This window comes from Bradyrhizobium ingae (genome assembly GCF_055791185.1).
In genome coordinates this window covers 388,749-409,083 of the sequence record NZ_JBVUBB010000005.1, presented here as the reverse complement: position 1 = coordinate 409,083, position 20,335 = coordinate 388,749, and the positions used below count along the sequence as shown (strand labels likewise).

Genomic DNA, 20,335 nt, shown 5'->3' with positions numbered 1-20,335 from the left:
CGCGAACTCCCATACGGGCCCGCGACACATGACCGGTCGCATCAGAGGCCGGACAGATGTCAGCACCCGACTACGCGCAGCGCCTCACGAAAGATTCTACTTGCACTTACGGGGGCGTCCACAGATGGGAGGACAAGCTCTATCTCGCCACCACTGACGACCACGTCGTCGCGCTCGATGCCAAGACCGGCAAGGTGGTCTGGGATACGAAAGTGCAGGACTACAAGAAGGGCCAGTACATGACCCTGATGCCGCTCGTCGTCGACGGCAAGGTCATCGTCGGCGGCTCAGGCGGCGAACTCGGCGTGCGCGGCTATGTCGCCGCCTTCGACGCCAATGACGGCAAGGAATTGTGGCGCACCTTCACCATTCCGGGCGAGGGCGAACCCGGTCACGACACCTGGCAGGGCGATGACTGGAAGACCGGCGGCGGCTCGGCCTGGATGACCGGCACCTACGACAAGGATTTGAAAACGATCTACTGGGGCGTCGGCAACGCCGCGCCATGGCCCGGCGACAGCCATCCCGGCGACAATCTCTACACCTCGTCGGTGATCGCGCTCGATCCTGCCAACGGCAAGATCAAGACCTATCACCAGTACCACCAGAACGATTCCTGGGATTGGGACGAGGTCGACGCGCCGATGCTGGTCGATCTGCAACGCGACGGCCGCTCGATCAAGAGCCTGATCCATCCGGGGCGTGACGCGATCTTCTGGGTGCTCGAGCGCACACCGACGAAGATCAACTACGTCGCCGGCTGGCCGTTCGTCTCCACCGACGTCTGGAAGGGCATCGATGCCGAGAGCGGCCGACCGATCGTCGATCCCGCGCATAAGCCCGTGATCGGCAAGCGCGTTGAGTTCTGCCCGTCTCTGTGGGGCGGCAAGGACTGGCCCTCGGCGGCCTACAGCCAGAAGACCGGCCTCGTCTACGTTCCCGCCAACGAAAACTTCTGCGGCGGCTTCACCGGCGAGAAGGTGGCGCTCAAGCCTGGCGAACTTTGGCTCGGCACCAAGCCGGAAGACATCGGGCTGAAGGCGAAGCCCGGCGCGGATCATTTCGGCGAGCTCCAGGCCTGGGATCCCGCGACCGGCAAGAAGGTGTGGCAGCACGACTTCCCGAAGTCGCAGCTGTTCGGCTCGGTGACGGCGACAGCGGGCGATCTCGTCTTCGCCGGCGGCACCAACGACCGTTACTTCCGCGCCTTCAATGCCAAGACCGGCGAGCTGCTGTGGCAGCAGAAGACCAACTCCGGCATCATGGGCATGCCGATCTCCTATGAGATCGACGGCACGCAATATGTCGCGATCCAGTCCGGCTGGGGCGTCGACGCGCAACGCATCCAGGATGCGCTTGCGACCAACAACATCGGCATCGAGGCCAACGTGCCGCAGGGCGGTGTGATCTGGGTGTTCGCGTTGAAGAAGTAGGGCGGATCGACCTCGAGCGGCGCGGCCAGGGGGCGAGCGAATGCGGCGGACGAAGCGTCCGCCGCATTCTGCTTGTTCGGCAATGAGGCGGGCTTACTTGCCCTCGCGCTCGACCTTGCCCTTCTCCTTCGCGTTCATCTCCTTGACCTTCGGATCCTGACTGGACTGCCCCGTGGTCTGGCTGGTCGAAGCTGGTGGAGCGTTGCTTGGAAGCGAGGTCTGGTCAGGCGTAGAGGGACGCGTCGCGGTGGCCGGAGGCGTCGTGTTGCCCTGTGCTTGGCTTTGGGCCTGTGCAGTCAAAAGAAAGGCGCCCGACAGCACCAAGACTGCGAGCGCCCGTGAGGTGATGTCCATCGATCTCTCCTGTCAGATCGATGGCAACGGCGAACTGTCGCCTAACGTTCCCTCATCACGTCTCCAATTGCTTGCCGATCGGCAACGAGCGGATGCGCTTGCCGGTCGCAGCGAAGATCGCGTTGATCAGCGCCGGCGCGAATGGCGGTACGCCGGGCTCGCCGACGCCGCTCGGCGGCGTGTCGGGCCCCGGTGGCACGATATGGACGTTGGTCACCAGTGGAGATTCGTCGATCCGGATCACCGGGAAGTCGTCATAGTTCTTCTGCTGGACCTTGCCGTCCTTGAAGGTGATCTCGCCATATTTGGCGAGGCTCAGGCCCATGATCGCTGCGCCCTCGATCTGCGACTGGATGCGCTCGGGATTGACGAAGGTGCCGCAGTCGATGGCGGTGTCGACCCGCGGGATCGTCAGCTTGCCCTTTTCATCGACGGCCACTTCCACGATGGTCGCGATGTAGCTGACGAAGCTGCGATGCGCGGCGATGCCAAGGCCGTGGCCCTTCGGCACCTGGCGGCCCCATTCGCCCTTGTCGGCCACCAGCTCGACCACCTTGCGCAGGCGCGAGGTATCGATCGGGTAGCTGTCATAGGGCTCGCCATAGTTCCAGAGGTCTTTCACCGAGGCGAGCTTGACGATGCGGGGCGAGCCGATCAGCTCGAGCAGCATGTCCTTCTGGTCGCGGCCGGTGGCCTGCGCGATTTCGCCGACCATCGACTGCACGGCGAAGGCGCGCGGGATGTTGGAGACCGAGCGGAACCAGCCGATCCTGGTGTGGGCGGCCGCTTCCGGATTCTCGCAGGAGATGTTGGCGATCTCGAAGGGCATGTCGACGAGCCCCATGCCGAGCTCGAACGAGGCCTGGTTCACGGTTCCGGCCGCAAACGTCGAGGCGATGCTGGGGGCGACGCTGCGGTGGCGCCAGGCAATCACCTTGCCGCTCTTGTCGAGGCCCGCCTCGATCCGTTCGACCGAGACGGTGTGCAGGAAGCCGTTGTGGAGGTCGTCCTCGCGCGTCCACTGCACCTTCACGGGCGTGCCGAGCTCCTTGGAGAGCAGGGCGGCCTCGAGCGCATAGTCGCATTTCGACTTGCGGCCAAAGCCGCCGCCGAGCAGCGTCACGTTCACGGTCACATTCTGCTCGGGGATGCCGAGCGTCTTGGCGACGTCCTCGCGGGTGCCGCCGGGGCTCTGCACCGGCGCCCAGATCTCGGCCTTGTCGCCCTTGACGTCAGCAACCGCAACGGGCGGCTCCATGCTGACATGAGCGAGGTGAGGGATGTAGTACTCGCCGACGATCACCTTGTCGGCGCTCTTGAGCGCGGCATCCGCATCGCCCTCCTTGCGCACGACGAGACCGGGCTTGCGCGAGGCCTCCTCGAGCTCCTTGCGGTAGGCGACCGACTCGTACTTGCCATTCGGGCCGTCGTCCCAGACGAGCTTCAGCGCATCGCGGCCCTTGATCGCAGCGCCCGTATTGCGGGCGATTACGGCCACGCCGCCGAGCGGCTGGAACTTCGAGGGCCACGGCCAGCCGCGCACCTGCATCACCTTCTCGACGCCTGAGACCTTCATCGCGTCGGCCGGGTCGAACGAGACCAGCTTGCCGCCGGTCACCGGCGGGCGCGCGATGACGGCGTATTTCATGCCGGGCAGCCGCACGTCGGCGCCATAGCCTGCCTTCCCGGTGGTGATGTCGTGGAGGTCGACGATGCTGACCTGGCCCTTGGTGAGATAGCGGAAATCCTTCGGGTCCTTCAGCTTGAGGCTGTCGACGCTCGGCAGGGATTCCTTGGCTGCGTCGGCTGCGAGCTCACCAAAGCCGAGCTTGCGACCGCTCGCGCCGTGAACGACCTCGTGATTGACAGCTTTCACTTCCGTTGCCGGCACGCCCCAGCGTTTCGCCGCGGCCTGCTCGAGCATGATGCGGGCGGAGGCGCCGATCTGGCGCATCGGGATCAGATAGTGGCGGGTGCTGCGCGAGCCGTCGGTGTCCTGGTTGCCGAACTTGACTTCGTCGCCATGGGCCTGCTGCACCTTCACCCTCGACCAGTCCGCTTCCATCTCCTCGGCGACGATCAGCGGCAGGCTGGTGCGCACACCGGTGCCCATCTCGGAGCGGTGGGCGACGATGGTGACGATGCCGTCGGGTGCGACCGCAACGAACACGCGCGGGTCGACCACGACGCCGTGCGGCATCTTTCCGGCGCCGGTCTCATAGGCGAAGGCCTGGCGCGACATCACGGGCGCGGCGAGCACGAAGCCGCCGGTGACGCCCAGTCCCTTCAGGATGCTGCGGCGGGAAACCTTCTCGATCCTGACGTGCTTCTCGAAGCCGCGAAGCTTCTTTGGGTTGTCGATGAAATTCATGATCACACTCCCGTCGATGCGAGGTGGACGGCGTTCTCGATGCGCTGGTAGCAGCCGCAACGGCAGATGTTGCCGGCCATCGCCTCGCGAATCTGATCGTGTGACGGCTTGGGATTGTCCATCAGCAGCGCCGCGGCCTGCATGATCTGGCCGGCCTGGCAGAAACCGCATTGGGGAACGTTGACCTGGCGCCACGCCTTCTGCACGGGATGATCGCCGTTTGGATGCAGGCCCTCGATGGTCGTGACCTCGCGTCCGGCCACGTCATTGACCGAAGTGATGCAAGAGCGCACCGCTTCCTTGTCGACGATGACGGTGCAGGCGCCGCACAGCGCCTGGCCGCAGCCGAATTTGGTGCCGGTCAGTCCGACCTCGTCACGGAGAAACCAGAGCAGCGGAAGATCCGGGTCGCCATCCCAGCTTTGTTCCTGGCCGTTGATTTTGATCTTGATCATGATCGTTTCTCGCTCTTCTTAAGCCAATGATCTGATGGGCGTGATTGGTGCAGCGGCGTCCGCATCCCGTACTTCCGCATACCCAGGCAACTCCCGGGGCGGAGGGATGACGACGGGCGATGTCTGGAATGTGCTCGATACCTCCCGGCTGATTCTTGCTTGATGAATTTTGCGCGGCATCGTGACGAGCGTGATGCTAGCAGAAACCGGGCACGGCGGGCATCACAGCCGCTTGTGCTCGCGACCAGATTGCATCCCCGATTTGTCAAAAGCTGGGCGCCATCCGTCGCTTGCTCGTTGCGCGGTGCTGCAGAGCATCATTGCGACCGACATAAAAAAGCTTCGTCCGGCATGATCTACGCGGACGAAGCAGGAGACCTCAGTCGAGGGAGGGAGAACGCAGGGACGCAAGCTGTTCGAGCTGGCGGCACTGCGGAGTGAGTACAATTCTCGATGCTGCGGGAACCAGCCGCCTCACAAGCAAATGAGACGGTTATGCGGGTATGCGGGCGATCCGCTTTGCATCCGAATCCCGGAGCACCCGACCGGCTCGCTGGGGTCAGACCAGCGAGCCGAGAGGGGGCAAGACCGAACGCGTTGCCTCGGGCAGCCGCTAAGCAGCTCCGTGCCTACGCCGCCTTGGCCTTCGCGACGTGGGTCGCGATCGCGTCCATCAACGCCGGCGACAGGCAGTCATACGGTTCGAGACCGATTTCCTTCAGCCGCGAACGGATGCCGGCCATCTGCTCCGGCTTCACGCCCGATTCGATCACGGAGGAGACGAAGGCGGCAAATTGCGGCGCCTGCGAGCCCTGCTCCTGGAACAGCTCGGGATGGATGAAGTCGAGGCCGTAGAACGGGTGGCCCTTGTTCTCGATACGGCCGTACATGTGCGTGCCGCAGGCCTTGCAGGCGTAGCGCTGGATCACCGCCGACGGATCGACGATCTGCAGCTTGTCGCCGTTCTCGAGCACGGTGACGTTCTGGCGCGGCACCACGGCGACGACGGAGAACGTCGCGCCCTGCGGCTTCCAGCATTTGGTGCAGCCGCAGGCGTGGTTGTGCGCCACGTCGCCCTTGATGCCGACCTTGACCGGGTGGTCCTTGCATTTGCAGACCAGTGTGCCGCCGGCAAAGCTGCCGCTGCCCTGTTTGAGGCCATTGTCAATCGAGGGATGGAGAGCAACAGTCATAGGACGATCCTCCTTGTGGGTGATGGTTCTGGTTTAGTAGACGACGACCGAGCGGATCGACTTGCCCTCGTGCATCAGGTCGAAGCCCTTGTTGATGTCTTCGAGCTTCAGCACGTGGGTGATCATGGGGTCGATCTGGATCTTTCCGTTCATGTACCAGTCGACGATCTTGGGCACGTCGGTGCGGCCGCGGGCGCCGCCGAACGCGGTGCCTCTCCAGTTGCGGCCGGTGACGAGCTGGAACGGACGGGTGGCGATCTCCTTGCCGGCCTCTGCAACGCCGATGATGATCGATGTTCCCCAGCCGCGATGGCAGCATTCCAGCGCCTGGCGCATCACCGTGGTGTTGCCGGTGCAGTCGAAGGTGTAGTCGGCGCCGCCATCGGTCAGCGTCACCAGGTGCTGGACGATGTCGCCGGTCACCTTCTTGGGGTTGACGAAGTGCGTCATCCCGAACTTGCGGCCCCAATCCTCCTTGGAGTCGTTGATGTCGACGCCGATGATCTTGTCGGCGCCGGCCATCTTGGCGCCCTGGATGACGTTGAGGCCGATGCCGCCGAGGCCGAACACCACGACGTTGGAGCCCGGCGTGACCTTGGCGGTGTTGACGACGGCGCCGACGCCGGTCGTGACGCCGCAGCCGATGTAGCAGCTCTTGTCGAAGGGGGCATCCTCGCGGATCTTGGCGACGGCGATCTCCGGCAGCACCGTGAAGTTCGAGAAGGTCGAGCAGCCCATATAGTGATAGATCGGCTTGCCCTTGTAGGAGAAGCGGCTGGTGCCGTCGGGCATCACGCCCTTGCCTTGCGTCGCGCGGATCGCGGTGCACAGGTTGGTCTTTCCGCTCAGGCAGCTTTTGCACTGCCGGCATTCGGGCGTGTAGAGCGGGATGACGTGATCGCCAGGCTTCACCGAGGTCACGCCAGCGCCGATCTCGCGAATGATGCCGGCGCCCTCATGGCCCAGGATCGAGGGGAAGATTCCTTCGCTGTCGAAACCGTCGAGCGTGTAGGCGTCGGTGTGGCAGATTCCGGTCGCCTTGATCTCGACCAGAACTTCGCCGGTCTTCGGCCCCTCCAGATCGACCTCGACGATTTCAAGCGGTTTTTTCGCTTCGAAAGCGACGGCGGCACGTGTCTTCATCGTAAGCTCCTCAAATTCTCTGCCGGAGACGCCAAGAAGTTGTCTCGGCCGTGCTCCAATCGTTCATTTCCTGCCCATGCAGGAGTCTTCAGCCTTTGTATAGGGCTCCGTCTTGTCCTCATGCTTGCCCGGCCGCGCGCGGCCCCAGGCTTCGTTGGAGCGGGCGCGCAGATAGACGTAGAGATCGTCCATGTAGCAGGCCACGTTCGGATTATCGCCGAAGGCCGGCATCACGTTCTCCTGCGCGGTCGAGACGTTCTTGCGGCCTGAGGCGACGACGCCGAGGAAATCGGCGTAGCTCATGGTCTTCAGGGAGTCCTTCAACGCCGGAGCGTAGGTCGATCCCATTCCGTCCGGGCCATGACAGACATGGCAGTCCGAGTGATAGCGGCGGTATCCCGAATAGGTGTACCAGTCCACGGTCCCGTCGGCTGTAATCTTGTAAGTCGGATTTCCTTCCTTATCGAGCCACTCACCATTTTCGTTTTGCTTGACGGCAGCCGGGTCGCCCGAGCCGTCCGCGAAGGCAATTCCTCCGGACGCGACGAAGATCATCGCAGCTATGACAGAGCAGATTCTACGCAAGAGATTTTTCCTCGACAGCGCGCGTTGGAGACGAGCCGGCGCGTGGAGTTGATCCACGCGCCGGGACGATACGAGGTCGAGGCTAGTTCGGCAGCGAGAACACGGTCAGCGTGCCGCCGAGCGCCGTGTAGTTCGACAGTGCCGCGTAGCCGCCGACTGCGCCGAGACCGGCGGTCGGATCGGTCAGGCCTGCCGCCAGGCCGATGCCGGCCCAGCCGCCGACGCCCGAGAGCACTGCGACGTACTGCTTGCCGCCGTTCTCATAGGTCGTGACGTTGCCGATGATGCCGGAAGGAGTCTTGAACTTGTAGAGCTCCTTGCCGGTCTTGGCGTCGACCGCCTTCAGGTAGCCTTCGAGCGTGCCGTAGAACACCACGCCGCCGGCGGTTGCGAGCGCACCCGACCAGACCGAGAACTGCTCCTTGTTGGACCATACGATCTTGCCGGTCTTGCCGTCCCAGGCGATGAAGTTGCCCATGTTGGTCTCGCCCTGCGGCGGATACATCGAGAGCGTCGCACCCACATAGGGCTGGCCCGCGGTGTAGCTGACCTTGAACGGTTCGTAGTCCATGCAGACGTGGTTGGTCGGAACGTAGAACAGTTGCGTGTCCGGCGAGTAGGCTGCCGGCTGCTCGTCCTTGGTGCCGAGCGCGGCCGGGCAGATGCCCTTCACGTTATGGTCTTCGCCGGCCTTGTCGGTCGACGCTGCGTCGAGAACCTTCGGACGGCCATAGGTCGGCGAGTTCTTGTCCATGTCGACGCCGGAGGTCCAGTTCACCTTCGGATCATACTTTTCGGCGACCAGCAATTCGCCGGTGGCGCGATCGAGCGTATAGCCGAGGCCGTTACGATCGAAGTGCGTCAGCAGCTTGCGTGCCTGGCCGTTGATCTGCTGATCCGAGAGGATCATCTCGTTGACGCCGTCATAGTCCCACTCGTCGTGAGGCGTCATCTGGTAGACCCACTTGGCAACGCCGGTATCCGGGTTGCGCGCCCAGATCGTCATCGACCATTTGTTGTCGCCGGGACGCTGCTTCGGGTTCCAGGTCGATGGGTTGCCCGACCCGTAATAGATGAGATTGAGTTCGGGGTCGTAGGAGATCCAGCCCCAAGTCGCGCCGCCGCCGATCTTCCACTGATCGCCTTGCCAGGTCTTCAAGCTGGAGTCTTTGCCGACCGGCTTGCCGAGCGCAGTGGTCTTGTCGTCGACCAGGATCTGATCATCCGGCCCTTCCGAATACCCACGCCAGGCCAGCTTGCCGGTCTTGATGTCGTAGGCGGTCATATGGGCTTGAACGCCGAACTCGCCGCCGGAGATGCCGATCAGCACCTTGTCCTTGACGACCATCGGCGCCGATGTGCCGGTCTCGCCCTTGGCGGGATCGCCGTTCTTCGCGGTCCAGGCTACCTGACCGGTCTTGGCATCGAGCGCGACGAGCGTGGTGTCGGCCTGATGCAGGAAGATCTTGCCGTCGCCATAGGCCAGGCCGCGATTGACCGTGTCGCAGCACATCACCGGGATGACGTTCGGATCCTGCTTCGGCTCGTACTTCCAGATGATCTTGTTCTCGTTGGAAAGGTCAATGGCGTAGACCTTGTTCGGGAACGGCGTGTGGACGTACATCACGTTGCCGATGATGAGCGGCCCACCTTCATGGCCGCGCAGCACGCCGGTGGAGAAGGTCCACGCGACCTGCAGCTTGCCGACGTTCTGTGCGTTGATCTGGTTGAGCTTGGAGTAGCGGGAATTGGCGTAGTCGCCCGTGGGCATCACCCAGTCTTTCGGGTTTTGCGACATCTTGTTCAGCTCGTCATTGGCTGAAGCGCTGCCGACGGCCAGAACCGCCGCAGAGCCAAGATACGTCGCCAGTAGCACCTTGCGCATAGTCATTCCTCCTAGGTCTCGTTTATTGTTTCCGAAGCATTGCGTACCGCTGGGCATTAGCGTCCAGCGTCTGCTCGTGCAGGGCGGTCACGATTGGGACCAGAAACGATGCTGTGCTGTTTCCTCCTCCTGGTGTGAGCCACAGGTCCGCTTGCAGGTACGGCCCGTTTCTTGTTGTTCCTGGCACAATCCGTAACCGGTTCGTAAACGGGAAACTTGCCCAAGAGAGAAGGGCATTTGCTTGACAGCGCAAAGCCGCGAACTTTTTGATTTTGCAGTAGCGAATTCAGCATCTTCTGTGCCGCCTCGCCGCGGGCACTGCACTCAGGTTCCCCTTGACGGCGCTGCAACTAAGGCCGAGGATCGGTCAATTAAGGATGGCAGACGGAGCACTGGCGCTTGCTCCAAAGACCGCCCTAATTTGAGGTAAACGTCGCTTCATCGTGACAAGGGGCCTCTGGCGGCACCCATCACGATTTGAATCAAATCAGTGGCTGGGATCATGTCCGACACAATACACACACTCAGCACGACCGGACTTACGCCGAAGAGGCAGATCCAGAGCTGGGTCGACGGGCTGACGAGCCTGTGCGGGCATTTCGACGTCGATCCGCTGGAAGCGTCCGCGCTCGAGGGTCGCATCGACTACACCACGGTGTCGCGCCTGAAACTCTGCCAGATCGAGGTGAGCCAGCATCGCATCGCGCACACGCATGCGCGCGCAAAGGCCAACGAGCACCCCTACATCAAGATCCATTTCCAGACCTACGGCGTCTCCTATTTCGAGCAGGAAGGCCGCCACATCGAGCTGATGCCCGGCGATATCATCGCCTATGACGTGTCCTGTCCGCACTCGATCATCAGCCCCGCCTTCACGCGGCATGACGTGGTGATCGTGCCGAAGGCGCTGCTGCGCGATCGCGGCTTCCCGTCCCAGCGGATGCCGGCCTGCAAGCTGTCGGCGCGCACCGGCACGGGGCGAATCGCCCACGACTTCGTCCACGCCACTTTCGACGAAGCCGCAAAGCTCTCGGCGAACAGCGCGGTCGGCGTTGCCGATTCGCTGATCGACCTGCTGCTGTTGCCGCTGCGCGAGGCCGACACGATGTTCGATCGGGTCGGGCCCGAGGCAATGTATGTACGTGCCCAATTTTTCATCCGCGAGCATCTGCGTGATCCGGATTTGTGCATCGACCAGATTTCCGCCGAGCTCGGCTGTTCCAAGCGCTATCTGCACATGCTGTTCAGCGAGCGTGGCACGACAGTGAGCGACTATATCTGGCAGGCGCGCCTTCAGAACTGCCGCCAGGAGCTCGAGGCCCATGCCGGCAAGACCATCACCGACGTCGCCTTCTCCTGGGGCTTCTCGAGCTCGTCACATTTCAGCCGCGTGTTCCGGAAGTACTTTGGCGTCGTGCCGTCGTCGATCCACAAGGCGCAGCAGAGCGCCGTCGTCTCGGAAGAGAACTAAGCGCGCGGTGCCTGCTTCATCGCGAGCAGGCTGGTCTTCCATCTGCGATGATTCCCCTGCTCATCAAGACGCCTTCGATGGCCTTGCTTGCGTCGTGAGGCGCTGCCTGCCGTAGCAATGATGAAATTCCGCCGCACGAAGATTGGCTGCCATGTCGCTGCCAGCTTTGCGTGTGCACCACGAGCCGCGTAGACTTCGAACCATAGCCCCGGCTGGCGACCTATTTCGATTCCATTGGCGAGCCGGGACGCTCGAGCCGGGAGGGTCTTAAAATGATATCGCGTCGATCCATGACATTCGCGCTTGCAGGCACGCTGCTCTGTGGTCCGGCCTGGTCGGCATCCCCAAACGCCGTCAAGATGTTCGATACGGACAATGACGGCACGCTCGATCTCGCCGAGGTGAAGAAGGCCGCGGCTGCGGTGTTCGCCAAGCTCGATCCCGATCATGACGGCACGCTCGACGCGCGCGAGCTGCGCGGACGGTTGACTGCCAAGGAGCTTGCAGCCGCTGATCCGGATCACGACGGAACGCTGACACTGGATGAATATCTCGCCGTCGTGGAGCAGCGCTTCAATGCCGCCAATCCCGACAAGGACGGCACGCTCGATGCCAAGGAACTGAGGTCGCCTGCGGGACGCGCCCTGCTGCGGCTGCTCAGATGAGTGCCCGAGCGCGCCTTCAGGCTTGCGGCTAGTTCGTCAGCGCATCCGGGCAGGTGATCGGACGCAGCCTTGCGCCGCGCTTGTCGGGCGGCACGTTGCAATCATCGATCCGCTGTTCATCCGTCCATTTCGGACCCAGCCTTTCCTTGCCCGTGAGCGTTGCCTTGCCGGTGAGTGTTGTTGTCGCGCCCGATGGCGGAGCGGCTCGCTCGTTACGCCGCTCGCCGGCAATTGCCGGACACGCAAGACCCGCAAAGATCAGCGACATCAGGAATCGTCTGCAGAATGTGGCCATGAATCTCTCCGATATCCCCCGCGCCGGTGCGACTACATCGCAATCAATTCTGCTCCGCCACCCGGAACCTGTGACGCGCCGACCGGTTTGTCCCGCGACATCCCGCATCGCATCGGGGCAGAGCGGCGGGAGGAGAGGAGATCGAGATGAACACGAAACGCCTGGTTTTGACCGCATGCTCCATCATGGTCCTGAGCGTCGGCAGCGCGATCGCGGGTCCTTGCAACACCGGCAGCGCAACCACCAACAAGGACGCGGGCTCGGGGCCGGTGACCGTCGGATCGGCGCAGCAGTCGCAAGGTTCTGCGCAAGGTTCTGCGAATGATACGAGTCAGCATCCGCCGACCAGCACGATGAATCGCGCCAGCGGTGAAACGGCTGCGTCGTCTGAAGATGCGCAGCGGCAGATGCAGAGTCAGCCGACCGCGGCACAACGTGCCGAAGGCGCAAAGACGAATCCGCAAACGGCTGACAAGGGTTGTTGAGTCAGCGTGCATCGGCACCGGGAAATTCTCCCGGTGCGATGGACTCGGGAAAGTCTCCCGATGCATCGCACAAGGCTGTGAACGCGTTTGCCCGACAGCGAAGATGTTTTGTCCGAGAGAGAACTGGATTTGCAAAGAATCGAACAAGAAATGTTCGGTGTGCGATTACGGGCTTGCGTGATCGGCGATGCAGCCCTAGGTTTTGCCTCGCGCGATGTCGCGCTCAATACCTTGGGAGACCCCGATGGCTTGGAAAGCTCCGAAGATCGTAGAAGTGTCGGTCGGCATGGAAATCAACATGTACGCCTGCGCTTCGCGCAAGTAAGACGATCCTGACGACCTGCCGCGGCTTCAACGGTCGACACCGTTGAAGCCGTGGCAGTGTCAGCAAGCCCGATGTTTCGACGCGTGTCGAATTGATCGCTCTCCTCCCTGAAGTCGTCACTCTCCTCCCCAAATATCTTGCCTCCCGAAGTATCTTGGTCTGAAGCCACACCCGGGACGGCTTCGACAACCATCGCTCCAAAATCTCGACTCAATCACTGCCGCAGTGTGTTACGCTGACCCTTGGTCAGCGCTGTTGCCGCTTCTGGAGCGGGCGCGCTTGCGGGAGCGGGGATGCGGAGGATTGCACACGGGGTCTTGATTGTCGCCGCATGCGCTCTCGCGCTCGCGCCGTTCTGCACGCATGCCGAAGAGGGCTTTGATACCGAGCACATCTTCGGCTTCATGATCGGATCGGATGTCGGAAATCCCGGCGAGCGCGAATTCCAGAGCCAGACGACGGGGCGGTTCGGCAAGGGCGGCGGGACCTATCGCGCGCTCGGTCAGGAAGTCGAGATCGAGCTGGTGCCGCTGCCGAACTTCCGTGTCGAGATCGGCAGCAGCGTCGCGCTGCACGACATCACCGGCGTCCCCGATATCGACAACCGCCGCCAGCTCAACTTCCAGGGGTTTTCGCTCGACCTGCGCTATCGCCTGCTCGATCGCGAGACTGGGCCGTTCGGGTTGACCGTTGCAGCCGAAAGCCATGGCGAGCGCATCGACGAAATGACGGGCGCGAAGGCTCGCAGCTACGGCACCGACTTCACCCTTGCATTCGATCGCGAGATCATCCCGAATTTCGCGATCGGCGCGCTCAACCTGATCTATCAGCCGGAATGGACGCGGTTCGAGATTCCCGACTTGTCCGACAAGAGCTCAACGATCGGCGCGGCGTTCGCCGGCATGGTGCGGGTGCGCCCGAACATGCTGCTCGGCGCCGAGCTGCGCTACTTCCGGCAGTATGAGGGCATCGGGCTCGGCGACCTCGCCGGCCAGGCGCTGTTCGTCGGCCCCACCGCCTATTTCCAGCTCTCCGACAGCTCGCGCCTGACGGCGAGCTGGAGCACGCAGGTGTGGGGACGCCCCGCGGGGTCGGGAGCCAATCTCGACCTCGTCAATTTCGAGCGCCACCAGGCGCGATTGGTGTTCGGCGTCAATTTTTGAGTTCAAATCGAAACGTGGCCGCATCGGAGGTGCATCTCTCCTCCTTGCGGGAGAGGTCATCGAGGGTGGATCAGCAGGTTCCGCGCCGCATCCTCACGCCGGTTTGAAACTTCGGGTCGGATCGGGCGTAGGTCACTTATGGTACTTCTTGGCGATTACGAGGGATTTCAGGCATGAATCCGATTGATCTGATTGTGACTGTCTGCGCGGTGCTCTCGCCGGCCACCTGCGAGGAGCAGCATCTGGTGTTCGCCTATGGCGGCTCGCCGGCGCAATGCGCGATGGCAGCCCCGCCCTATATTGCGCAATGGATTGGCGAGCATCCGAAGTGGCAGGCCGTGCGATGGCGCTGCGAATATCCGCACAGCAACGACAAGGCGGATGCGGGCGGAGCAAAGTCCGCCGCCTGAGCCGTCGCGTTATTTGGTGCAGTCCTTCAGGTCCTTGTCGGCGATCGAGAACACGGCGTCCGCCTTGATCTCGATATCGCGCACAACGCAACTCCGCGAATTGGGATAGCTGACCTTGGCGTCGTAGCGGCCGGGCTCGATGCCCGTGATGCGCAGCCGCTCGTCATGGTCGACCTCCTTGTCCTTGTCGTTCAAGGTCTGGTTCGGTCCCCATTCGGTCTTGCCGGCGGGTGAGAGCTGGAAGCCGGAGATGGTCTCCGAGGTCAGATTCCAGAGCCGGACGCCTTTGCCCTTGCCCTGCGCGGCGGCTTCGCCCGCGCACGCCACCACCACGATCAAAGCCAGACACCAACGCATCATCGGCCGCTCCTCCTCATGCCGTCATTCTCTGATGACGCGCTCGACGTTCCTTGCCTTGTCGAAATTCTTCGCGCGGTCAAGTCCGATCGGTGCGATCAGCCTGGTCGAGACGAGATCGGCGCCCTCGAAATCCGTGCCGATGACGGTCGCGCCGCTCAGATCCGCGCCGCCGAGCTGGGCGCCTTTGAGCGAAGCACCGGTGAGGTCGGCGCCCTTGAGCCCGGCGAATTCGAGATCGACGCGTGAGAGGTCGGCGTTGCGCGCATTCAGTCCCGAAAGCTTCGCCGAGCGCAGCACCGTCCGCATCAGCCCCATCGACTGGTTGCGCATATCGGCGCCGAGATTCGCGTCCGCGATGGATGCGCCAATCAGGCTCGCACCGGAAAGGTCCGCGGCGATGCGCGCCCCGGTGAGATCGGCGCCGTCCAGACGCGCGCGCGCCATCTGCGCGGCGAACAGATTGGCGCCCTTCAGGCTTGCGCCGGTGAGGTCCGCCTCGAGCAGCCAGGCCTGATCGAGGATCGCGCGGTCCAGCCGCGCGCCGGCGAGCTTCGTCTTGTTGAGCCGCGCCGCGCGGAAGATGGCGCCGGAGAGGTCCAGCCCCGAGAGATCGAGGCCCGACAGCCGCTTGCTGGTAAAATCGGCCGGCGTGGCCGTTGCCAGGATGGTTTCGACCTCCGGCCTCGTCATTTCGGCCGAGACCATTGCGGGCGAGGTGAGGTCGACGTCGCGCATCATGTCCTGCGCGTTTGCCGCGAACGCGGCCAGCGCGAGGCCGAGCGTCGTGAGCGTGACCGTTGGCTTCATCATCAGGCTCCGCTTCGAACCTGCTTAGCACGCGGCCGGTGCGGCCGCCTATGAAACATCGCGCCCGGCGCGCTCGCCTTGCGTTCGCCGTACGAGGCCGGCCTTGATGGCGGCGATCTCGGCCTCGCCGCGCGCGCCGCGGGGGATGCCGATGGGCACCTCGGCCAAGATCCGCGCCGGACGCGGCGACAGGAAGAACAGGCGGTCGCCGAGGCGCACGGCATCGTCGAGGCTGTGCGTCACCAAAAGCGTCATCACCGGCCGGCTTGCGACCAGCGTTGCGATCTCCTCGCGCAAGCGGCCGGCCAGCGCGTCGTCGAGCGAGGCGAGAGGCTCGTCGAGCACCAGCAGGTCGGGCTCGACCGCGAAGGCGCGGGCAAGCGCGACGCGGCGCGCAAGCCCGAGCGACAATTCGCCGGGATAGTGGCTGCGATGAGCATCCAGCTCGAGGATCTTGAACAGTTCGGAAAGCTTGACGTCGTCGACGTCGGGCGCTGCCAGCCGCACGTTCTGCTCGACCGAGCGCCACGGCAACAATCGCGGCTCCTGGAACACCATGCCGATGCGCGCGTCCGGAGGGCGCGTGATGTCGCCCCGGAAATCGTGGTCGAGACCCAGGATGATGCGCAGCATCGTGCTCTTGCCGCAGCCGGACGGGCCGACGAGGACGCCGACCTCGCCGGCGCCGAGCGAGAACTTGACCGGCGCGAGCACCTCGTGCGTCCCGCCGGCCGCGCTCGTGAAGGTCTTGCCTAAAATGTCGACTTCAAGCCGCACGGGGCCGCCACCGGGTTGAGCGGGTTTCAAACGGCTGTACCAGCAGGGTTTCGATAACGAGCACGACAGCCGCAAAGGTCAGCGAATAGGCGAGCAGGCGCGGGGTGTCGAAAAGCTGGAAGGCGACGCCGATCTCGAAACCGACACCGTTCGGCCGTCCCAGGAGTTCGGCGACCAGCACGATCTTCCAGACCAGCGACAGGCCGGAGCGCGCGGCCGCGGCGACATAGGGCGCAAGCTGCGGCAGCACGACATGACGAAAGGTGCGCCAGCGCGACATCGCAAACACCGTCGCCATCTCGTCGAGCGAGCGGTCCAGCGCCCGCGTCCCCTCGCGCAAGGTGACGACCGCGGTCGGCAGCTTGTTGATGGCGATTGCTGCGATGGCTGCAGCTTCGGTGAGACCGGCCCAGATATAGGCCAGCACGATCACGACCAGCGCGGGCAGGTTGAGCAGCAGGATCAGCCAGGGATCGCCGAGCCGATCGGCGAGCCTGTTCCGGCCCATGAGATAACCGATGGCGCTGCCGAGCGACATCGCCAGCACGAAGGCCAACACGACGCGTGCCAGCGTCGCGCCGAGATGCAGGAACAGCGCGCCGGAGGCTGCTTCGGCGATCATCACGTTGAGCACTGCAGGCGGCGAGGGCAGTTTCGCGCCGCCGACGAACAGCGCCGCGATCCACCAGATCGCAATAAACAGGGCAAACGAGACGAGACGCAGCAACGTCAGTCTCCGCCGGGTGTGTGATAGAAGGTGCCGGGATCGAGCTCCGGCGCCGGCCCGACCAGGTCCCGGCCGCCGACCTCGGCGAGCACGCGATAGAGCACGCGCGCATCCGCCTCTTCGTCGTCGATGCTTCGGTGCGGAATGCCCTCGCGATAACGGTTGCGATAGGCCTGAAGCAGGGCGGGATCGCTTGTGCCGGTCAGCGGCGCGACCTTCTCCCATGCGGCGTCCGAGGTCGTCAGCAGCTCCTTGGCCTTGCGTGTCATCGCGATGAAGCGCGTCAGGACCTCGCGGTGGCTCGCCGCCCAGCCTTCATCGAAGACGTAGCCGACTGCGGCGACCGGTCCCTTGGCGCCGAGCTTGGGCAAAATCTCCTCGATGCCGGCGAGGCGGCGAAAGCCCTTGGCTTCGAGCTGGGCGCAGAAATTCCAAAAGTTGAGACTTGCATCCATCTCGCCGTCGAGCGCCTTGGCGGCGAGCAGCGGCGGGGCGCCATAAACGATGCTCGCATCCGACTTGAGGTCGATCCCGTCCTGCTTCATCCGCGCCTGCAGCAGCAGCCAGCTCTTGTCGATGGCACCGCCGGCGACGCCGAACTTGCGGCCCTTCAGGTCCGCGAGCGTCTTGATCGGTGATGAGGCCGGTACCATCACCGCGCCGAGCGCGCTCGAATAGGGATAGAAGGTCAGCTTGGCGCCGAGCGCACGCTCGCGCGACACCCACAGCCAGTCCGAGAGCATGATGTCGGCATTGCCGGCGCGCATTGCGATCTTGCCGGCCTCCGTGCTCGCAAGCTCGGTGACCTCGAGCGACAGATTGGCGGCCTTGTCGAGGCCCTGGTCGCGGATCGCAGCCAGTTCCCAGGAAAAAGTCCCGGTTTTCTGCACCGCGAGGCGGATTGTGTCCGCGGCGTGGCTGGTTGCGCTCTGCGTCAGCGCGAGAGCAATCGACACGGCCAATGTTCGAACCAGGCGTCCCATCACTTCCAGGCCATTTCCCTAAGACGTGTGCTTTTCAGAACAATAGGCATAGCATAGTTTCCATCGCAACCACGGGAGGACGGCCATGATCTCAGCACGACAGATACGACCGATTGTCGCCGCTCTGGCCGTGCTCGCCGCCACCGCGATGGCCGCGCGGGCCGAAGAGGCCAACGATTACCCGACCGCGGCGCGCGCCGAATACGTCTATGGTTGTATGAAGGCCAATGGCGAGACCCGGCAGGCGATCGAGCAATGCTCGTGCTCGATCGACGTCGTTGCCTCGATCGTGCCCTATGAACGATATGTCACTGCCGAAACCGCACTCAGCATGTCGCAGGTACGCGGAAACCTCGGCACCCAGTTTCGCACCTCGGAGCAGGCGACATCAGCCGTCAATGATTTGAGGCGCGCCCAGGCCGAAGCCGAGGTGAGGTGTTTCTGATTCTCGCCCCCGGGACGGTGCTTTCCCTTGTCCCCTCGCGGGAGAAGGTGGCGCGAAGCGCCGGATGAGGGGTTCTATCCGCGAATTCCAATGTAACAGAAGCACGCGCGGAGAGAGACCCGCGAAGCCAGCGCAAGCGGCGCCAATCAGATCCCCGGCTTCTCCACATCCCACTCATTCCGGAACATATGCCCGTCCGTATCCGTCGCCTCCGCGCGGAGACGCTTCGCACCATTCGAGACGTAGGTGAAACGGATGTTGGGATCTTCCGAGATCGAGATGCCGCCTTCCACCGCGAGCACGAGGCTGTCGTCCTGCCAGAGCCTGAGCTGGTTGACGAAGAAGGCGGGAATGTAGAGTTGCGTGACCTGATCCATCTGCAGGCCGGAATTGTTGGGATGGCCGATCATGATCTGCGCCTCGCGGATCCGGCTGGCGGGCGCTTCGTCGGCGCGCGCGAATTGCCGGTAGCGCATCTGGCCGAGGCGGTTTTTGGCTTCCTCGGCATTCTTCGCCGCCGGCGCGGAGCAGCCGCCGGATGCTTTCACATAGGTCTTGCTGACATAGAGCTGCCCGTCGCTGAGCTCGGCGACGGCGTGGACGTCGGTATAGTTGTTGACCCGCACGCGCGTTGAGATCTCCGACACATTGGCATCCGGCCCGAGCTCGAACTTCGCGGCCATCGGTGCGGGGTTGCGATCGATCACCAGCGTGATCGCGCGGATGCGCCTGTTGTCGCCGGGCGAAAGCTTTGCGCGCAGCGTGACCGGAACGATGGCCGCATCTTCCGCACGATAGGGCATCTCGATGCTGATGACGTCATTGCCGTCATTCATCGGGCGGTTGTTGAAGATGTCCTGTACGAGGCCCGGCCAGGGATCATAGGCCTCTTCCGTGCGCGCAGGCGTTGCCGCAAGGGCGATCCCGAGCAGGACGGCCGCAAATGTCAGGCGAAGCGAATGTTTGATCATGCGCGTAGCTCTCGCGGTGACGAAGCAGGGCGGCAGCGTAGCGCTCCTGCTACTCCCATTCAATTTCCGAAAATGCTGCGGTTGCGTTGCGGGCGTTGTAGTCGTCGAACAATTGCCAGCGCCCATGCTCGCTTGCGCCCGCCTTGTCCGCAGCCGCCCTGATCGGCTCGCCCTTTTGATTGAGCGCGCGCACGTCAGCGAGCAGGGTTTCGAGATAGCGGCGCTCATCGACGAGTGCTGCAGGCCAATCGCTCACGGGACCGTGACCGGGAATGACGCGCTGTGCCGGCAAGGTTTCGAGTTGGTTGAGCACCGCGAGCCACCCGCGGACGCTGCCGTCCACTACGGGAACATGGCGGAGGAAGACGAGATCGCCGGCAAACAACGTCTTGCTCGCCTCGTCCAGCACGGTCAGGTCGTTGTCGCTGTGCGCGGCCGGCCAGGCCTTCAGGATGAGACTGCGCGATCCCAGATCGAGCCGTAGTGTGTCGGCGACGAGCACCGTCGGCGGCACGATTCTGACGGGATCGATCAACTCCGCGCCCATGGTCCGGCGGAAATTGTCCAGATAGAACGGCCCGCGTGCCGCAAGCGCCTGCGGGAGCTTCGCGTGGCCGACGAAGTTCGTGCCGTCGTGGACGAAGGCCACATTGCCGAAAACGTGGTCGGGATGGCCGTGGGTATTGATGACGTAGCGGATGGGCTTGTCGGTCCGCGCCCGTACGGCGGCGAGCAGTGCTTCGCCTTCGCGGACACTGCCGCCCGTGTCGATCACCGCGACCGCGTCCGTGCCGATGATGAAGCCGACATTGGCGATTGCGCCCTCGTTCTCGGCGTTCATGAGGGCAATTGACCCGGCGTGCACGAAAATTCCGGGGGCGACTTCGCTCACAGGCAATTCAGGTGGGGTCGCGCGTGCTAGCGTCGTCAGCCCCAGCAGGGCAAGCACCGCGATCACCCGAGCGACATGCGCCATCTTTACGCCTCAGTTCCGATCTTCGCGTGGCCTTGCACTGCAACAAGTCAAATCAT

22 protein-coding genes and 1 pseudogene are annotated in these 20,335 nt (G+C 63.5%); 8 read left to right on the top strand and 15 right to left on the bottom strand.

Features of this window, described 5'->3' with window-relative positions; all coding sequences use genetic code 11:
* Positions 1-104 precede the first annotated feature (104 nt).
* Positions 105-1,433, top strand: a pseudogene (locus ACV1FX_RS11015) (PQQ-dependent dehydrogenase, methanol/ethanol family); the annotation flags it as partial.
* Between the two features lie 93 nt (positions 1,434-1,526).
* Here the strand turns inward: ACV1FX_RS11015 and ACV1FX_RS11010 are convergent.
* From ACV1FX_RS11010 to xoxF5, 7 genes are all read right to left on the bottom strand, one after another.
* Positions 1,527-1,787: a hypothetical protein gene (locus ACV1FX_RS11010; RefSeq protein WP_473117570.1), complete on the bottom strand. Its 261-nt coding sequence runs from the start codon at positions 1,785-1,787 to the stop codon at positions 1,527-1,529.
* 55 nt (positions 1,788-1,842) lie between these two features.
* A complete protein-coding gene (locus ACV1FX_RS11005; RefSeq protein WP_473117569.1) occupies positions 1,843-4,158 on the bottom strand; it encodes a xanthine dehydrogenase family protein molybdopterin-binding subunit in 2,316 nt (771 codons plus the stop codon).
* A gap of 2 nt (positions 4,159-4,160) precedes the next feature.
* Entirely contained in the window at positions 4,161-4,613 is a 453-nt protein-coding gene (locus ACV1FX_RS11000) for a (2Fe-2S)-binding protein (protein WP_473117568.1), read from the bottom strand.
* 629 nt (positions 4,614-5,242) lie between these two features.
* A complete protein-coding gene (gene gfa, locus ACV1FX_RS10995) occupies positions 5,243-5,806 on the bottom strand; it encodes an S-(hydroxymethyl)glutathione synthase (protein ID WP_473117567.1) in 564 nt (187 codons plus the stop codon).
* A 33-nt stretch (positions 5,807-5,839) separates the two neighbouring features.
* Entirely contained in the window at positions 5,840-6,949 is a 1,110-nt protein-coding gene (locus tag ACV1FX_RS10990) for an S-(hydroxymethyl)glutathione dehydrogenase/class III alcohol dehydrogenase (protein WP_473117566.1), read from the bottom strand.
* Positions 6,950-7,012: 63 nt separating this feature from the next.
* Entirely contained in the window at positions 7,013-7,504 is a 492-nt protein-coding gene (locus ACV1FX_RS10985; protein ID WP_473117584.1) for a c-type cytochrome, methanol metabolism-related, read from the bottom strand.
* Between the two features lie 112 nt (positions 7,505-7,616).
* Positions 7,617-9,419, bottom strand: coding sequence for a lanthanide-dependent methanol dehydrogenase XoxF5 (gene xoxF5, locus ACV1FX_RS10980; RefSeq protein WP_473117565.1), 1,803 nt, complete (start codon positions 9,417-9,419; stop codon positions 7,617-7,619).
* 502 nt (positions 9,420-9,921) lie between these two features.
* On the opposite strand from xoxF5, the gene ACV1FX_RS10975 reads away from it, so the two are divergent.
* Complete coding sequence (locus ACV1FX_RS10975) at positions 9,922-10,890, top strand: helix-turn-helix domain-containing protein (protein WP_473117564.1); 969 nt, start codon at positions 9,922-9,924, stop codon at positions 10,888-10,890.
* 272 nt (positions 10,891-11,162) lie between these two features.
* Positions 11,163-11,555 carry an EF-hand domain-containing protein gene (locus tag ACV1FX_RS10970; RefSeq protein WP_473117563.1) on the top strand — a complete coding sequence of 131 codons (393 nt, stop codon included), beginning with the start codon at positions 11,163-11,165 and terminating at the stop codon, positions 11,553-11,555.
* Between the two features lie 28 nt (positions 11,556-11,583).
* Here ACV1FX_RS10970 and ACV1FX_RS10965 read toward each other — a convergent pair whose 3' ends face one another.
* Complete coding sequence (locus ACV1FX_RS10965) at positions 11,584-11,850, bottom strand: hypothetical protein (protein ID WP_473117562.1); 267 nt, start codon at positions 11,848-11,850, stop codon at positions 11,584-11,586.
* A gap of 146 nt (positions 11,851-11,996) precedes the next feature.
* Here ACV1FX_RS10965 and ACV1FX_RS10960 point away from each other — a divergent pair, with 146 nt between their 5' ends.
* The 4 genes from ACV1FX_RS10960 to ACV1FX_RS10945 all read left to right on the top strand — a co-directional run bounded on the left by ACV1FX_RS10960 (position 11,997) and on the right by ACV1FX_RS10945 (position 14,233).
* Entirely contained in the window at positions 11,997-12,335 is a 339-nt protein-coding gene (locus ACV1FX_RS10960) for a hypothetical protein (protein WP_473117561.1), read from the top strand.
* 244 nt (positions 12,336-12,579) lie between these two features.
* Positions 12,580-12,660 carry a pyrroloquinoline quinone precursor peptide PqqA gene (pqqA, locus tag ACV1FX_RS10955; RefSeq protein WP_035663753.1) on the top strand — a complete coding sequence of 27 codons (81 nt, stop codon included), beginning with the start codon at positions 12,580-12,582 and terminating at the stop codon, positions 12,658-12,660.
* A gap of 293 nt (positions 12,661-12,953) precedes the next feature.
* Positions 12,954-13,823, top strand: coding sequence for a hypothetical protein (locus tag ACV1FX_RS10950; RefSeq protein ID WP_473117560.1), 870 nt, complete (start codon positions 12,954-12,956; stop codon positions 13,821-13,823).
* Positions 13,824-13,996: 173 nt separating this feature from the next.
* On the top strand, positions 13,997-14,233 hold the full coding sequence (locus tag ACV1FX_RS10945) for a hypothetical protein (protein ID WP_473117559.1): 237 nt from the start codon (positions 13,997-13,999) through the stop codon (positions 14,231-14,233).
* Positions 14,234-14,242: 9 nt separating this feature from the next.
* Here ACV1FX_RS10945 and ACV1FX_RS10940 read toward each other — a convergent pair whose 3' ends face one another.
* From ACV1FX_RS10940 to ACV1FX_RS10920, 5 genes are read right to left on the bottom strand one after another with little or no spacing between them, the layout of a single operon-like run.
* A complete protein-coding gene (locus ACV1FX_RS10940; RefSeq protein ID WP_473117583.1) occupies positions 14,243-14,590 on the bottom strand; it encodes a hypothetical protein in 348 nt (115 codons plus the stop codon).
* Positions 14,591-14,614: 24 nt separating this feature from the next.
* Positions 14,615-15,400 carry a pentapeptide repeat-containing protein gene (locus ACV1FX_RS10935; RefSeq protein WP_473117558.1) on the bottom strand — a complete coding sequence of 262 codons (786 nt, stop codon included), beginning with the start codon at positions 15,398-15,400 and terminating at the stop codon, positions 14,615-14,617.
* A gap of 48 nt (positions 15,401-15,448) precedes the next feature.
* Positions 15,449-16,177 carry an ABC transporter ATP-binding protein gene (locus ACV1FX_RS10930; protein WP_473117557.1) on the bottom strand — a complete coding sequence of 243 codons (729 nt, stop codon included), beginning with the start codon at positions 16,175-16,177 and terminating at the stop codon, positions 15,449-15,451.
* Positions 16,167-16,904, bottom strand: a complete 738-nt coding sequence (locus ACV1FX_RS10925) for an ABC transporter permease (protein ID WP_473117556.1) — start codon at positions 16,902-16,904, stop codon at positions 16,167-16,169. The genes ACV1FX_RS10930 and ACV1FX_RS10925 overlap by 11 nt, the downstream gene beginning before the upstream one ends.
* Before the next feature lie 2 nt (positions 16,905-16,906).
* Complete coding sequence (locus ACV1FX_RS10920; protein ID WP_473117555.1) at positions 16,907-17,887, bottom strand: ABC transporter substrate-binding protein; 981 nt, start codon at positions 17,885-17,887, stop codon at positions 16,907-16,909.
* Between the two features lie 85 nt (positions 17,888-17,972).
* Here ACV1FX_RS10920 and ACV1FX_RS10915 point away from each other — a divergent pair, with 85 nt between their 5' ends.
* Positions 17,973-18,332 carry a hypothetical protein gene (locus tag ACV1FX_RS10915; RefSeq protein ID WP_473117554.1) on the top strand — a complete coding sequence of 120 codons (360 nt, stop codon included), beginning with the start codon at positions 17,973-17,975 and terminating at the stop codon, positions 18,330-18,332.
* A gap of 146 nt (positions 18,333-18,478) precedes the next feature.
* Here ACV1FX_RS10915 and ACV1FX_RS10910 read toward each other — a convergent pair whose 3' ends face one another.
* Both ACV1FX_RS10910 and ACV1FX_RS10905 read right to left on the bottom strand, forming a co-directional pair.
* Complete coding sequence (locus ACV1FX_RS10910) at positions 18,479-19,303, bottom strand: quinoprotein dehydrogenase-associated SoxYZ-like carrier (RefSeq protein WP_473117553.1); 825 nt, start codon at positions 19,301-19,303, stop codon at positions 18,479-18,481.
* A 49-nt stretch (positions 19,304-19,352) separates the two neighbouring features.
* Complete coding sequence (locus ACV1FX_RS10905; RefSeq protein WP_473117552.1) at positions 19,353-20,279, bottom strand: quinoprotein relay system zinc metallohydrolase 2; 927 nt, start codon at positions 20,277-20,279, stop codon at positions 19,353-19,355.
* Positions 20,280-20,335: the final 56 nt, after the last annotated feature.